Source organism: Roseateles sp. DAIF2, from assembly GCF_015624425.1.
Taxonomy (GTDB): Bacteria; Pseudomonadota; Gammaproteobacteria; order Burkholderiales; family Burkholderiaceae_C; genus Kinneretia.
The window spans coordinates 4,600,334-4,614,883 of sequence record NZ_CP049919.1; the positions used below are offsets into that span (position 1 = coordinate 4,600,334).

Consider the following 14,550-nt stretch of genomic DNA (forward strand, 5'->3'; position numbering starts at 1 on the left):
TCTCCTTCCCATGCAATGAGCGTCGACCAGGAATCAAGCACCACCGCCCGCATCGCCGCCTCGATCACGGCCGCGATCGTCGAGCGCCGGCTGATGCCCGGCACCAAGCTGGCCGAGCAGAAGCTGGCCGACATCTACAGCTGCTCGCGCACCCTGGTGCGCCAGGCGCTGAACCAGCTGAGCCGGGACCGGCTGGTGACCCTGCATCCGGCGCGCGGCGCCTTCGTGGCCGAGCCCAGCATCGAGGAGGCGCGCCAGGTCTTCGAGACCCGCCAGATGCTGGAGGCCGCGATGCTGACCCAGTTGGTGGAGCGCATCACCCCCGCCCAGATCAAGCAGCTGCGCGCGCACCTGAAGCAGGAGCGCGAGGCGGTGGCCCGCACCGATGTGCCGGGCCGCACAAGGCTGCTGGCCGATTTCCATGTGCTCTTGGCCCAGATGCTGGGCAACGAGGTGCTGGCCGAGATGCTGTCGGACCTGCTGTCGCGCAGTTCCCTGATCGCGCTGATGTACCAGAGCTCGCATTCGGCCGCGGAGTCGCAGGCCGAGCATGAATCAATAGTCGACGCGCTGGAGACCAAGGACCGCAAGGCGGTGCAGAAGCTGATGAGCGCGCACCTGGGCCATGTCGAGGCCAACCTGCGGCTGAATCCGCGCGTCAAGGATCTGAAAGAGGCTTTGAGCAGCTTATGAGTAGTAGCAGCAGCAATGTCCAGACCTCGCGCTACCCGCGCGACCTGATCGGCTACGGCGAGCATCCGCCGCATGCGCAATGGCCCGGCCAGGCGCGCATCGCGGTGCAGTTCGTGCTGAACTACGAGGAAGGCGGCGAGAACTCGGTGCTGCATGGCGATGCCGGGTCCGAGCAGTTCCTCTCCGAGATGTTCAACCCGGCCGCCTACCCGGCCCGGCACCTGAGCATGGAAGGGATCTACGAGTACGGCTCGCGGGTCGGCGTCTGGCGCCTCTTGAAGGAGTTCGAGAAGCGCGCGCTGCCGCTGACGGTGTTCGGCGTCTCGATGGCGCTGGAGCGGCATCCGGAGCTGACCCAGGCCTTCAAGGAGCTGAATCACGAGATCGCCTGCCATGGCTGGCGTTGGATCCATTACCAGAACCTCGATGCGGCCACCGAGCGCCTGCATATGGACCAGGGCATGGACATCATCCAGCGCCTGACCGGCGAGCGGGCCTCGGGCTGGTACACCGGCCGCGACAGCCCCAACACGCGCCGGCTCGTCGCCGACTACGGCGGCTTCGAATACGACAGCGACTACTACGGCGACGACCTGCCCTTCTGGCTGCAGGTCAAGAAGAGCGACGGCCAGCTGGCGCCGCACCTGGTCGTGCCCTATACGCTGGACTGCAACGACATGCGTTTCGCGCTGCCGCAGGGCTTCAGCCATGGCGACGAGTTTTATGAGTACCTGCGCGACAGCTTCGATGTGCTCTATGCCGAGGGCGATGAGGCGCCCAAGATGATGAGCATCGGCATGCATTGCCGGCTGCTGGGCCGGCCGGGGCGCCTGCGCGCGCTGCAGCGTTTCCTCGACCATATCGAGAAGCATGACCGCGTCTGGGTCTGCCGCCGCGTGGACATCGCGCGGCATTGGCGCGCCACCCATCCTTTCGACGCATCCAAGGCCTTCGTATGGGAATGATGACACTGGATCAACTGAACGCCGCCGGCCCGGCCGAGTTCGTCGCGCTGCTGGACGGTACCTACGAACATTCGCCCTGGATCGCCGAGCGCGCAGCCGCGAAGCGGCCTTATCTGACCCTGCCCCAGCTCAAGCATGCGCTGGCCGCTGTGGTGCGCGAGGCCTCGCTCGACGAGCAACTGGGCCTGATCCGCGCCCACCCCGAACTGGCCGGCAAGGCCATGGTGGCCAAGACCCTGACCGCCGAATCCACCAACGAGCAGAGCCAGGCCGGCCTGACCGCCTGCACGCCCGAGGAGTTCGCGCGCATCCAGCGGCTCAACGCCGACTACAAGGCCAAGTTCGGCTGGCCCTTCATCCTGGCGGTGCGCGGCCCGCGCGGCCAGGGCTTGGCCAAGGCCGAGATCATCGCCACCTTCGCGCGGCGCCTGGCCGGCCACCCGGACTTCGAGCGCGCGGAATGCCTGCGCAACATCCATCGCATCGCCGAGATCCGCCTCAATGACAAGTTCGGCATCGAGCCCACGCTCGGCAACCAGGTCTGGGACTGGGCCGAGCAGTTGGCCGTCCACTCCGACCCCGGCTTCAAGGAACAGGGCCAACTGACCGTCACCTACCTGACCGACGCGCACCGCGCCGTGGCCGCCCGGCTGCTGAGCTGGATGCGCGAGGACTGCGGCTTCGACGAGGTGACGATCGACGCGGTGGGCAATGTCGTCGGCATCTATCACGGCAGCGACCCAAGCGCCCCGCGCCTGCTGACCGGCAGTCATTACGACACCGTGCGCAATGCCGGCAAATACGACGGCCGGCTGGGCATCCTGGTGCCGATGCTCTGCGTGCGCGAGCTGCAGCGCGCCGGACAGCGCCTGCCCTATGGCCTGGAGGTGGTCGGCTTCGCCGAGGAGGAAGGTCAGCGCTACAAGGCGACCTTCCTCGGTTCCGGCGCGCTGATCGACCGCTTCAAGCCCGAATGGCTGGACCAGCAGGATGCCCAGGGCGTCAGCATGCGCGACGCGATGCTGGGCGCCGGCCTGCCGGCAACGATGGAGGCGATCCGGGCCCTGGTACGCGACCCGCAGCGCTATCGCGGCTTCGTCGAGTTGCATATCGAGCAGGGCCCGGTGCTCAACGAACTGGACCTGCCGCTGGGCATCGTCACCTCGATCAACGGCAGCGTGCGCTACCTCTGCGAGATCCAGGGCATGGCCTCGCATGCCGGCACCACACCGATGGACCGGCGCCGCGATGCGGCCGCCGCGGTGGCGGAGCTGATCCTTTATGTGGAGAGGCGCGCCTCTGCCGTGCCCGATGTGGTCGGCACCGTCGGCATGCTGGAAGTGCCGGCCGGCTCGATCAATGTCGTGCCCGGCCGCTGCAAGTTCAGCCTGGACCTACGCGCCACCACCAACACCGCGCGCGATGCGCTGGATGCCGATGTGCAGGCCGAGCTGGCCCGGATCTGCGCGCGCCGCGGCCTGAGCTTCAGCATCACGCCCACCGAGAACGCCAGCGCCGCGCCCAGCGATCCGGCCTGGCAGCGCCGCTGGGAACAGGTCGTCGAGGGCCTGGGCCTGCCGGTGTTCCGCATGCCCTCCGGCGCCGGCCATGACGCGATGAAGCTGCACGAGGCGATGCCCCAGGCCATGCTGTTCCTGCGCGGCCTGAATTCCGGCATCAGCCATAACCCGCTGGAAGCGATCAGCAACGACGACGCGGAACTCTGCGTGCGCGCCTTCCAGCAGCTGCTCGAGAACCTCTGAGCCATGGACACTCATTACACCCAACTCGACGCCTGGATCGACGCGCATTTCGACGAGCAGGTGCGCTTCCTGCAGGCCCTGGTCCAGGTGCCGACCGACACCCCGCCCGGCAACAACGCGCCGCATGCCGAGCGCACCGCCGAGCTGCTACAGGCCTTCGGCTACCAGGCCGAGAAGCATGCGGTGCCCGAGGCCGAGGTCAGGGACTACGGCCTGCAGTCGATCACCAACCTGATCGTGCGCCGCCGCTTCGCCGAGGGCGGCCCGGTCATCGCGCTGAACGCCCATGGCGATGTGGTGCCGCCCGGCGAGGGCTGGACCCATGGCCCCTACAGCGGCGACATTGCCGACGGCAAGCTCTATGGCCGCGCCAGCGCGGTCAGCAAGAGTGATTTCGCGACCTACACCTTCGCGCTGCGCGCGCTCGAAGCGCTGGGCGCGCCCTTGAAGGGCGGCGTCGAGCTGCACTTCACCTACGACGAGGAGTTCGGCGGCGAGCTGGGCCCCGGCTGGCTGCTGAAGCAGGGCCTGACCAAGCCCGACTTCCTGCTGGCCGCCGGCTTCAGCTATCAGGTCGTGACCGCGCACAACGGCTGCCTGCAGATGGAGGTCACGGTGCACGGCAGGATGGCCCATGCCGCCATTCCCGACACCGGCGTTGACGCGCTGCAGGGCGCGGTCGCGATCCTGAACGCGCTCTATGCGCAGAACGCCGAGTACAAAAAGGTCAGCAGCCGGGTCGCGGGCATCAAGCATCCTTACCTGAACGTCGGCCGCATCGAGGGCGGCACCAACACCAATGTCGTGCCCGGCAAGGTCACAATGAAGCTGGACCGCCGCATGATCCCCGAGGAGGATCCGGTCGCGGTGGAAGCCAACATCCGCGAGGTGATTGCCAAGGCCGCGGCCGGCTGCCCCGGCATCACGGTCGAGATCAAAAAATTGCTGCTGGCCCGCTCGCTGCAGCCCCTGCCCGGCAACAAGCCCCTGGTCGACGCGCTGCAAAAGCATGGCCGCGAGGTCTTCGGCGAGGAGATCCCGACCTCGGGCACGCCGCTCTACACCGATGTGCGCCTCTACGGCGAGGCCGGCATCCCCGCCGCGATCTACGGCGCCGGGCCGCGCACGGTGCTCGAGAGCAATGCCAAGCGTGCCGACGAGCATCTGGTGCTGGAAGACCTGCGGCGCGCCACCAAGGTGGTGGCGCGCAGTCTGCTGGAGCTGCTGCACGCGGGCTAGCATTTCGTTGGAGAACTGGGTGGGTGCAGACCCGGCCCCGCCAGCCGCCGGGCTCCGATGCGGGGGTCTTGCCGGCATCACTGCCGGCAAGACTGCCCTGCGGTGCTCGCGCCGCGGGGCGGGCGCTCAACTCCCTACGCTCGCCTGCGGCTCGCTGCGGTCAAACAGTAGCGCCCAGTCAGACCTTGAAGCGCGCTGACGCGCGCGCCCCGCGCCGCTGTGCTCCTCGGCCCCACACAGTCGCCCGGCAACTGGCGGGGCCGGGTCTGCAGGCACCGCTGCAGTCTTGCGGGGCAGGGCTTAGCGAGTTCCGCTCAGGGCAAGGCAATCGCAATCTTCCCGAAATGCCTGCCGCCGGCGGCCAGTTCGGCATAGGCGCCGTCCACTTCGTGGATGTCGAACACCCGGTCCACCACCGGCACGATGCGGTGCGCCTCGATCGCCCGCAGCGCCTCGGCCAGGTCGGCCACCGAGCCGGTGTTGTTGCCGACGATGCGCAGGCCCTTGACGATGATCGGCAGCAGGTCGATCGAAACACCGGTGCCGGTGACGAAGCCGACGGTGAACAGGGTGCCACCGGTCGCCGCCGCGTTCAGCGAGCGCGCCCAGGTCGCATGGCCCACGGTCTCGACCACCAGGTCGGCGCCGCGCCCGCCGGTCAGGCGCAACACCTCCTCGTCCCAGGCCGGCGCCGCGCGGTAGTTGATCAGGTGATCGGCGCCCAGGCGGCGCGCGCGCTCCAGCTTCTCGTCCGAGGACGAGGCCAGGATCACCGTCGCGCCGCTGGCCTTGGCGAACTGCAGCGCGAACAGGCTGACGCCGCCGGTGCCGAGCAGCAGCACCACCGAGCCGGGCCGCAGCGCGGCCGAGCGCACCGCGTTCCAGGCGGTGGTCGCCGCGACCGGCAGGGTCGCGCCCTGCATGAAGTCCAGATGCCCGGGCAGGCGCAGCATGCTGGTCGCCGGCACCGCCACATACTCGGCCAGCGAGCCCGGCAGGTTGACGCCACGCATCGCCGCGATGCTGAAGGGCGTGATCGCCCCGCCCTGCCAGTTGGGCATGAAATGCGGCACGACCCGGTCGCCGATGGCCAGGTCCTCGACCCCCTCGCCCAGCGCCACCACCTCGCCGGCCCCATCGGCCACCGGGATCAGCGGGAACTGCGGCACCGGGAAGGCGCCGGTGGCCACCGCCACATCGAGATAGTTCAACGCCGCGGCGCGCAGCCGCAGCAAGACCTGACCCCGGGCGGCCGTGGGCTCGGGGCGCTCGGCGCGGCGCAGCGCTTCCAGCGAGGGGCCGTTCAGTTCGATGACCTTCATGTGCAGTTCCTTGCTTGTTGCTGAGAGATGAGTCGCCAGTCTCATTTGCAAGCAGATGGAAATAAACTCCGCACTACTTCTATCATTTGAAATCAGGACTTGCCAATCATGGATCTACTCGACAGCATGAAGGTCTATGTGCTGGCGGTGGAGAAGGGCAGCCTCAGCGCCGCCGCCACGGCCTGCGACATCTCCTCGACGATGGCCGGCAACCATCTGCGCGCGCTGGAGCAGCGCCTGCGCATGAAGCTGCTGAACCGCACCACCCGGCGCCAGCACCTGACCGCCTTCGGCCAGGACTACTACCTGCGCTGCAAGGAGATCCTGCGCCTGGTGGCCGAGACCGATGCCCAGGCCCAGCATCTGCAGCTGGCGCCGGCCGGGCGGCTGCGCGTCAGCGCGCCGGTCAGCTTCGGCAGCGAGGTGCTGATGCCCGCCCTGCCCGACTACCTGGCGCGCTACCCCGAGGTCGAGGTCGACCTGGTGCTGTCCGACCGCGTCGTCGATCTGGTCGAGGAGGGCTTCGAGGCCGCGGTGCGCGTCGGCCCGCTGCCGGAGGCCTCGGACCTGGTCGCCCGGCCGCTGGCGCCCTATTGCCTGATGATCTGCGCCGCGCCGGACTACCTGGCGCGCCGCGGCACGCCGAAACAGCCGGAAGACCTGGCGGCGCATGAATGCCTGGCCTTCAGCGCCACCGCGCTGGCGCCCTGGCGCATGGTCGGCCCCGACGGCAGCGAACACCGGGTGCCGGTCGGCGGCCGGCTGCAGGTCAACCAGGGTCAGGCCTTGCGCGCCGCGGCCCTGCACGGGCTGGGCATCATCCTGCAGCCCGCCATTCTGCTGGAGGCCGATGTGCGCGCCGGGCGCCTGGTACGCCTGCTGCCGGACTTCGTGCTGCCCAGCCGGCCGACCCATGTGGTCTACCTGCCGGATCGCTACCGCGCGCCCAAGCTGCGCAGCTTCGTCGACTTCCTGGCCGAGCGCTTCGCCGACACCCTGTCGCCGCCGGCCCCGGCCGGGCGGAACGGTGACGGTTCATCGGCCCCCGATGCAGCCTGTCCCGACGGATCGACGCTGCGTCGGAGCGCCGGCAAGACCCGACCCCGCCGCGCCTAGACTGCGCCGCTTCCCTCACCACCCCATAGCCAAGCCATGATCCAGCGCCTCGCCCTCCTGACCCTGAGCACCGCCGCCGCCCTGCTCACCAGCGCTTGCGTCATCACCCCGCATAGCAGCAGCGCCCAGCCGAGCGATGTCGCCAAGCTGAGCGAGCAGGCCCTCGCCACCTGCGGCGCCGGCCAGGTCAAGGAGGTCAACGCGAAGAGCTTCACCTGCAAATAACTCAGCGCGAGCCGGTGGCAGCCGCCGCCGCGCCGCGCAGGATCTCCAGCCGCTCGGCCAGCTGCTCGGGGCCGTAGGGGCTCCAGTCGCCGCGACGTGTCGCGAACAGGGTCAGCAGCTGCTCCAGATTGCCCAGCAGCTCGGGCCGCTCCGGCGCCAGCGCCAGCGCGGCCATCAGCTCGCGCGTCAGGCGCTCGCTGCCGGCCTTGCCCAGCGGCGCCGTGCTCGCCGCGCGGGCCAGCGCCGCCAGCTGGCGCGCACCGGCATAGTCGGGCATCAGCTCGCGGCTGCGCTCGAAGAAGCCCAGCGCCGCCTCGCGCTCGCCGCGCTCCCAGGCCAGCCAGCCGCGCAGCGCCGCGGCCAGGCCCCAGGGCAGCGGCGCCAGCTCGGCGGCCAGCGCCTGCTCGTAGCGCGCCAGCCCGGCCTCGATCGCGCGCAGCGTGCGCTGGCGCTCCGCCGCGCCGACCGGCTGCGTCGTCGTACGCAGCCGCATGAAGCCGGCCACCGCGTCGACAAAGGCCAGCTCCGGCAGCCAGCGCTGCAGCGACCAGTCCGGCGCCGCCTCGCCGCGCACCTGCACCCAGCCGGCCGGCCCGCCGCCCATCGGCTGCAGCTGCATCCAGTCGCCGCGCGCCGCGGTGATCCAGTAGGCAAAGGCCTCATGCGGGCGGAAGTCCAGCGAGCGCCCCGGCGCATCGGCGCGCGGCTGCTGGCGCAGCAGCATCGCCTGGCGAAAGTCGCGGTCCACCCGCGCCAGCTCCGATCGGCCGATGCGCCGCGGCGCGAAGGCCAGGGCCTGCGCCGGCAGCCCCGCCTCCAGGCGCGGCAGGCCCGGCGCGATCTCGAAGCCCAGGCGCTCATCCACCGGGCCGTGCGGGCCCTGGCGCACGAAGCGCAGATAGCTCTGCAGATAGAACTCGCCGCCCTGCTCGAACAAGCGCCCCCAGACCAGCACCGCGGCCTGCCCCGGCTTCAGCGCGCCGCTGCCGCCGGGCTTGCCGATGCGTGCCAGCACCCGGTCCACATCGCAGACCTGGCCCGGCTCGCTGAGCAGGTTCTTCGCGCCGATCGAGCCGTACTTCAGCAACCCCATCAGCGTTTCCAGATGCACCAGCGAGGCCAGCTGCCGGCTCGCCAGCTGCAGTTCCTGCACCGGCGCCGCGCTGCCGCCATAGGCCGCGGCGGCGGCCGGCGGCTCATAGCGGTAGGGCAGCACCAGCACATTCAGCGCCGCGCCGGGGAACACCGATGCGTATTCGCAGGGCTCGACGCCGCCGGCCCGCGCCGGCCGCGCAAGGCCAGCCAACAGCAGCAGCGTCAGGAACAGGCAGGACAGGCGCCGCATGATCAGCCCTCCTCCGCGTCGCAGGGCTGTGCCGGCTCGCGCAGGCGCAGCAGCCCCAGCTTGGGATAGTTCGCATCGGCCTTGGCCTGCGCCACCGCCTGCCCGGCCGCGGCGCGCACCTGCTCGCGCAGCCGCGCCAGGTCGTCGCGGCTGCGGCCGGCCAGCGGGCGGCGCGCGATCGCGCCCAGCAGATGGCCGGCTCGGCAGAGGTTGCGATGCGCCAGCTCGAAGCTGCGCTCGCGCAGCAGCTTCAGGCCGAAGGCGCTGGCGACGAAGGCATCGATGTCGGTCGGCCGCGCGATCAGCAGCACCGGATCGCTGGTCGGCGCCGCGCCGGCCTCCGGATAGCGCAGGCGCTGCAGCGCCGAGGCGCCGGCGGCCGCGCTGGCGCCCTGCTCGTTGGCCGCCTGCTGCAGCGGCACCAGCAGGAAGTTCATCTGCGCCTGCGGCTGCGGCCGGCCGTCGGCGCCGGGGCCGCTCGACAGCAGGCCCCAGACCTCCAGCAGCACGCGCCGCGTGTGCAGCGCGTCGACGATGTCGCGGCCGAAGTCTTGCCCGTCCAGCGCCGGCGCGCGGCCCGGGCAGGCGACGAAGCGCACGTCGGTGCCGGGCGACAGCACCCAGCGCGCATCGCGGTTCTGGTCCAGCTCGAACTGCAGCTGCTGCATGAACTGGCGCAGCTGCGCCGGCTGGGTGAACAGCGGGCCGCTGGGCTCGCTGAGGAACACTGTGAAGCGCCCGGCCGCCGGCTGGCAGTCGACCAGGGCCGCGCGCCCGAGCGCCGGCAGCAGCGCCAGCAGGGCCGGCAACAGCAGCCATCGAATGGTCTTGGTCCTCATCTGCCGCTCCTTGTCCGAAGGAAGAAAGATCAGAAGGCGTCCCGCTCCAGCTGCTCCAGCGCCAGGCGCACGCTGCGCTGCAGCCGCGGATAGACCTCGCCCGGCCCCTCGGGCGGCTGGCGCAGCAGGGTCTCGAAGGCCTGCGGCCGGCCCGCTGCGGCCGCCTCCACCAGGGCCAGATAGCGCTGCAGCGCCGGCCGCGCCTGGCGGCAGCCATGCTGGCCCAGCATCTGCACCACCAGCTCATGCGCCTGCCATTCGTACTGGCGGCGCAGGCCTAGCACCCGCGGTAGGGCCGCGCAGACCAGGGCCGGCTCGCGCAGCGCCAGCGCATTGAGCCCCTCGGCCGCGGCCAGGGTCTCCAGCCCGCTGCCACGCAGCACGCTCAGGAGTCCCGGCAGCGCCGGCTCGCCATAGGCCGCCAGCAGGATGGCCGCACTCTTCAGCTCCGCCTCGCTGGGCGGCCGGCCGGGCTCGCGGCCCTGGCCGTAGAGCTGCTGCAGCAAGCCCTGCATCTCCTTGGTGTAGCTGAGGTCCAGCTGGCGCTGCTTGATCGCCAGGTCCACCGAGTCCTTCAGCGCGAAGCCCAGCACCAGGATCACCGCCGCGCCCAGCAGCTTGGGCAGCTCGGCGCCCATCCAGGCCGCGAAGCGCGCGGGCCAGGGTTGGCTTTTTCCCTGAACGGTTTCGCTGTCGACCTCAGCACCCATGCCGCCCGTCCCTGCCGTCCGCCGCGATGGTTGCCGTTTTCGCTCGGGACGCCATGGGTGTCAAACCCTAGGAGCCTGTCGGGCTTGGGCATGAGCCCGCGTTGTGCGACAGGAGGCGCAGGCAAGGCGACAAGCGCAAGCTGGACTCATGTCCAGCGAGCATTGGCAACGCTGCATGCGCCCCCTGTCACACAACCCGAAGGGCCATCGCCTGGGGCCGCCAGACGTTGTTGCAGCCTCCTGGTGTGGCGCGAGCCACACGGCGTCGCCTGCGCCTAGCCTGGCGGCCCCAGGCGATGGCGCGGGCACATGCCCAAGCCCGACAGGCTCCTTAAACGCCACAACATGAGGCGCGATGCACCAAATTGGTCTTGACAAAAGTGTATACAGACTGCCATGGTGCCTGTATGCAGTTGTTCGCCCAAATGAGTCGGTTTTAGGCCGCCATCGCGTGGCATGGAGCTTGCTCAAACGGGCTGATCGCGCCGGGCTGATGTGGTTCCTCCCGGCTCCCCTGGTTTCCCCGGAGACATGCACGCATGAGCAGCTACAGCAGCCCTACCCACGCCCCTTCCTCCTCCTCTTTTCTGATGCGCGCGCGCCGCCGCTGGCTGGCCGCCGCGCTGCTGGCCGGCGCCGGGCTGGGCATCAGCGCCCCGGCCCAGGCCCAGGCCCAGTCGGCCACGCCGATCAAGTTCCAGCTCGACTGGCGCTTCGAGGGACCCTCGGCCCTGTTCCTGCTGCCGATCGCCAAGGGCTATTTCAAGAGCGCCGGCCTGGAGGTGAACCTGGACGCCGGCAACGGCTCGGGCGGCGCGGTCACGCGCGTGGCCTCGGGCTCCTACGACCTGGGCTTCGCCGACCTGGCGGCGCTGATGGAGTTCCACGCCAACAACCCGGATGCGCCGAACAAGCCGGTGGCCGTGATGATGGTCTACAACAACACGCCGGCCGCGGTGCTGGCGCTGAAGAAGAGCGGCATTGCGAGCGTGGCCCAGCTCTCCGGCAAGAAGCTCGGCGCGCCGGTGTTCGACGCCGGCCGGCGCGGCTTCCCGATCCTGGCCAAGGCCAACAAGATCGAGGGCGCCAGCTGGGTCAGCATGGACCCGCCGCTGCGCGAGACCATGCTGGCGCGCGGCGATGTCGACGCGATCACCGGCTTCTCCTTCACCTCGCTCTTGAACCTGGAGGCACGCGGCGTCAAGGCGGCCGATGTCGTCACCTTCCCCTACCCCGACCATGGCGTGAAGCTCTACGGCAACGCGATCATCGCCAGCCCGAAGATCATCAAGGAGAAGCCGGAGCTGGTGAAGGCCTTCCTGTCGGCCTTCGCGAAGGGCGCGAAGGAGGTGATGGCCAACCCGGATGCCGCGATCGCCTTCGTCAAGCAGCGCGACGCGATCATCAACGAAAGCCTGGAGAAGCGCCGCCTGCGCATGGCGATCGACGCGGTGATCGCCAGCCCCGACGCGCGCGCCGAGGGCTTCGGCCAGGTGATGGGCCCGCGCCTGGCCCTGATGGCCAGCCAGATCTCGGACGCCTACGGCACCAAGACGCGCGTGGTGCCGGAGGCCGTGTGGACTTCGGCATTCCTGCCGGCCAAGGCCGAGCTCGATACGGTGCTCCCCGCCAAGCGCTGAGGGAGTCGCCGCATGGACAACAACAACTATGTCGACTTCCGGCGGGTCTGGCTCGCCTACAACGACCAGCTCTGGAAACAAGGGGTGTTCGCGGTCGAGGACATCTCGCTGACCCTGAAGCGCGGCGAGTTCGCGGCCATCGTCGGCCCCTCGGGCTGCGGCAAGTCCACCTTCATGAAGCTGGCCACCGGGCTGAAGAAACCCAGCCGCGGCGAGATCCATGTCGCCGGCCAATTGGTCGAGGGGCCGCTGAAGATCAGCGGCATGGCCTTCCAGGCCGCCTCGCTGCTTCCCTGGCGCACGACCTTGGACAACGTGATGCTGCCGCTGGAGATCGTCGAGCCGCATCGCTCGCAGCTGCGCTCTCGACGCGCGGAGTATGTCGAGCGTGCCCGCGCGCTGCTGGCCAGCGTCGGCCTGGCCGGCTATGAGGACAAGTTCCCCTGGCAGCTGTCCGGCGGCATGCAGCAGCGTGCCAGCATCTGCCGCGCGCTGATCCACGAGCCCCAGCTCCTGCTGCTGGACGAGCCCTTCGGCGCGCTGGACGCCTTCACCCGCGAGGAGCTGTGGTGTGCGCTGCGCGACCTTCAGGCCGCGAAGGGCTTCAACGTGATCCTGGTGACCCATGACCTGCGCGAAAGCGTCTTCCTCGCCGACACCGTCTATGTGATGAGCAAGAGCCCCGGCCGCATCCTGCACCGCCGAGCGATCGAGCTGCCGCGCCCGCGCGAGCTGGAGATCACCTACACCCCGGCCTTCACCGAGATCGTGCACGAGCTGCGCGGGCATATCGGCGCCCTGCGTCATGTCGGGAAGACCGGCGCGGAGGTGGCCCAATGAGCCATCGCGCCCAACAGCTGTTCCAACGCTTCGCCCCCTGGCTGCTGCTCGCCGCCATCCTGCTGCTGTGGCAGCTGGTGTGCAGCGCGCTGCAGGTCTCGGACTTCATCTTCCCCAGCCCCTGGTCGGTGGCGCTGGCCGGGATCGAGCATTGGCAGGCCATCCTGGGCCATGCCTGGCGCACCTTCTGGGTGACCCTGCTCGGCTTCGGCATCGCGATCGTCGTCGGCGTGCTGCTGGGCTTCCTGATGGGCAGCTCGCAGCTGGCCTACAAGGCCATGTACCCGCTGATGACCGGCTTCAACGCCCTGCCCAAGGCCGCCTTCGTGCCCATCCTGGTCGTGTGGTTCGGCATCGGCGTCGGCCCCGCGGTGCTGACCGCCTTCCTGATCAGCTTCTTCCCCATCATGGTCAACATCGCCACCGGCCTGGCCACCCTGGAGCCGGAGCTGGAGGACGTGCTGCGCGTGCTGGGCGCGCGCCGCTGGGATGTGCTGATCAAGGTCGGGCTGCCGCGCTCCCTGCCCTATTTCTTCGCGGCGCTGAAGGTGGCGATCACCCTGGCCTTTGTCGGCAGCACGGTCTCCGAGATGACCGCCTCCAACGAGGGCATCGGCTATCTGCTGATCTCGGCCGGCGCCTCGATGCAGATGGGCCTGGCCTTCGCCGGCCTGGTCACCGTCGGCGTGATGGCGATGCTGATGTACGAGCTGTTCGCGGTGCTGGAACGGCGCCTGACCGGCTGGGCCCATCGCGGCGGCCAGCATTGAATTTCCCCTGTTTCCTCACCCTCCCCAAAAGCAAACCATGAATCCCATCAAGAACAAGAAGCTGCTGATCGCCAGCACCCTGCTGGGCCTGGCCTGCGCCGCGCAGGCCCAGAGCACGGGCAGCAAGGTCACGCTCTACGGCCTGATCGACCTCAGCGTCGGCTCCGGCAAGAACCCCGGCGGCTCCGCGATCAAGAACGTCGACAGCGGCAAGCTGAGCACCAGCTATTTCGGCCTCTCGGGTAGCGAGGAACTGGGCGACGGCCTGTCGGCCTTCTTCACCCTGGACAGCTTCCTGCGCGCCGATGTCGGCAACAACGGCCGCTTCAACGGCGACAACTTCTGGGCCCGCAACGCCTTCGTCGGCCTGTCGCACAAGGACCTGGGCCTGGTCCGCCTGGGCCGCAACACGACGCCGCTGTTCGTGCAGACCCTGGCCTTCAATGCCTTCGGCGACTCCTTCGGCTATTCGCCCAGCATCCGCCAGTACTTCAGCGCCGGCGCCACCATCAGCGGCACCACCGCCACCGGCGACACCGGCTGGAGCGATTCCGTCCAGTACCTGAGCCCCAAGTTCGGCGGCTTCAGCTTCGGCGCCATCGTCGCGGCCGGCGAGGGCGCGGGCGGCAAGAATTACGGCGTCAACGCCGGCTATGCCGCGGGCGCCTTCGCCGCCAGCTTCAACTACCAGAACGTCAAGAAGGACGGCGCCGCACCGGTCGCCGACAGCAAGACCTGGCAGGGTGCCGCCTCCTACGACCTCGGCGCCGCCAAGCTGTTTGGCCAGTATGGCAAGGTCGAGAACAGCAGCAATGGGCGCGACTACAAGATCACCGGCCTCGGCGCCGCGGTCCCGGTCGGCGACGGCAAGCTGCTGGCGCAGTACGGCCGGATGAGCGCCTCGGCCGGCCCGGACCGCAAGACCCTCACCGTCGGCTACGACCATTACCTGTCCAAGCGCACCGATGTCTATGCGGTCGCGATGAGCGACAAGCTCGACGGCCTGTCCGGCGGCAGCAGCTATTCGCTGGGCATCCGCCACCGCTTCTGAGCGACCGCGGGGCGGTCTTAGAATCCGGCCAC

General features: G+C 69.6%; 14 protein-coding genes. 10 read left to right on the forward strand and 4 right to left on the reverse strand.

What is annotated here, in order from left to right:
* Positions 1 to 15 precede the first annotated feature (15 nt).
* Genes G8A07_RS21140 through G8A07_RS21155 form a run of 4 tightly spaced genes read left to right on the forward strand, consistent with a single transcriptional unit; the run spans position 16 to position 4,660 of the window.
* Entirely contained in the window at positions 16 to 693 is a 678-nt protein-coding gene (locus G8A07_RS21140; RefSeq protein WP_195793930.1) for a GntR family transcriptional regulator, read from the forward strand.
* Positions 690 to 1,658, forward strand: a complete 969-nt coding sequence (gene puuE, locus G8A07_RS21145; protein WP_195793931.1) for an allantoinase PuuE — start codon at positions 690 to 692, stop codon at positions 1,656 to 1,658. The genes G8A07_RS21140 and puuE overlap by 4 nt, the downstream gene beginning before the upstream one ends.
* Positions 1,655 to 3,421 (forward strand): 2-oxo-4-hydroxy-4-carboxy-5-ureidoimidazoline decarboxylase, encoded by a 1,767-nt coding sequence (uraD, locus tag G8A07_RS21150; protein WP_371816385.1) that lies wholly within the window; start codon positions 1,655 to 1,657, stop codon positions 3,419 to 3,421. Before puuE ends, uraD begins: the two co-directional genes overlap by 4 nt.
* A 3-nt stretch (positions 3,422 to 3,424) precedes the next feature.
* On the forward strand, positions 3,425 to 4,660 hold the full coding sequence (locus tag G8A07_RS21155; protein ID WP_195793933.1) for an ArgE/DapE family deacylase: 1,236 nt from the start codon (positions 3,425 to 3,427) through the stop codon (positions 4,658 to 4,660).
* 314 nt (positions 4,661 to 4,974) lie between these two features.
* On the opposite strand, the gene G8A07_RS21160 is transcribed toward G8A07_RS21155, so the two are convergent.
* Positions 4,975 to 5,982, reverse strand: coding sequence for an NAD(P)-dependent alcohol dehydrogenase (locus G8A07_RS21160; RefSeq protein ID WP_195793934.1), 1,008 nt, complete (start codon positions 5,980 to 5,982; stop codon positions 4,975 to 4,977).
* A 108-nt stretch (positions 5,983 to 6,090) separates the two neighbouring features.
* Between G8A07_RS21160 and G8A07_RS21165 the strand changes: the two genes are divergently transcribed.
* Together G8A07_RS21165 and G8A07_RS21170 are read left to right on the forward strand one after the other, a co-directional pair.
* Positions 6,091 to 7,098, forward strand: coding sequence for a LysR family transcriptional regulator (locus tag G8A07_RS21165; RefSeq protein ID WP_195793935.1), 1,008 nt, complete (start codon positions 6,091 to 6,093; stop codon positions 7,096 to 7,098).
* Between the two features lie 36 nt (positions 7,099 to 7,134).
* Positions 7,135 to 7,323, forward strand: coding sequence for a hypothetical protein (locus G8A07_RS21170; protein WP_195793936.1), 189 nt, complete (start codon positions 7,135 to 7,137; stop codon positions 7,321 to 7,323).
* A gap of 1 nt (position 7,324) precedes the next feature.
* Here the strand turns inward: G8A07_RS21170 and G8A07_RS21175 are convergent, their stop codons facing one another.
* The 3 genes from G8A07_RS21175 to G8A07_RS21185 are packed head-to-tail and all read right to left on the reverse strand — an operon-like array spanning position 7,325 to position 10,217.
* The gene (locus G8A07_RS21175) at positions 7,325 to 8,668 is read right to left on the reverse strand and encodes a hypothetical protein (protein ID WP_195793937.1); all 1,344 of its coding nucleotides are present in this window, start codon (positions 8,666 to 8,668) and stop codon (positions 7,325 to 7,327) included.
* Positions 8,669 to 8,670: 2 nt separating this feature from the next.
* On the reverse strand, positions 8,671 to 9,507 hold the full coding sequence (locus G8A07_RS21180) for a hypothetical protein (protein ID WP_195793938.1): 837 nt from the start codon (positions 9,505 to 9,507) through the stop codon (positions 8,671 to 8,673).
* A 29-nt stretch (positions 9,508 to 9,536) separates the two neighbouring features.
* Positions 9,537 to 10,217, reverse strand: a complete 681-nt coding sequence (locus tag G8A07_RS21185) for a hypothetical protein (RefSeq protein WP_195793939.1) — start codon at positions 10,215 to 10,217, stop codon at positions 9,537 to 9,539.
* 590 nt (positions 10,218 to 10,807) lie between these two features.
* Between G8A07_RS21185 and G8A07_RS21190 the strand changes: the two genes are divergently transcribed.
* From G8A07_RS21190 to G8A07_RS21205, 4 genes are read left to right on the forward strand one after another with little or no spacing between them, the layout of a single operon-like run.
* Positions 10,808 to 11,857 (forward strand): ABC transporter substrate-binding protein, encoded by a 1,050-nt coding sequence (locus G8A07_RS21190; RefSeq protein ID WP_195797890.1) that lies wholly within the window; start codon positions 10,808 to 10,810, stop codon positions 11,855 to 11,857.
* A 12-nt stretch (positions 11,858 to 11,869) separates the two neighbouring features.
* The gene (locus G8A07_RS21195) at positions 11,870 to 12,697 is read left to right on the forward strand and encodes an ABC transporter ATP-binding protein (protein ID WP_195793940.1); all 828 of its coding nucleotides are present in this window, start codon (positions 11,870 to 11,872) and stop codon (positions 12,695 to 12,697) included.
* Positions 12,694 to 13,467 carry an ABC transporter permease gene (locus G8A07_RS21200; protein WP_195793941.1) on the forward strand — a complete coding sequence of 258 codons (774 nt, stop codon included), beginning with the start codon at positions 12,694 to 12,696 and terminating at the stop codon, positions 13,465 to 13,467. Before G8A07_RS21195 ends, G8A07_RS21200 begins: the two co-directional genes overlap by 4 nt.
* Positions 13,468 to 13,504: 37 nt before the next feature.
* Positions 13,505 to 14,518 (forward strand): porin, encoded by a 1,014-nt coding sequence (locus tag G8A07_RS21205; RefSeq protein ID WP_195793942.1) that lies wholly within the window; start codon positions 13,505 to 13,507, stop codon positions 14,516 to 14,518.
* Positions 14,519 to 14,550 lie beyond the last annotated feature (32 nt).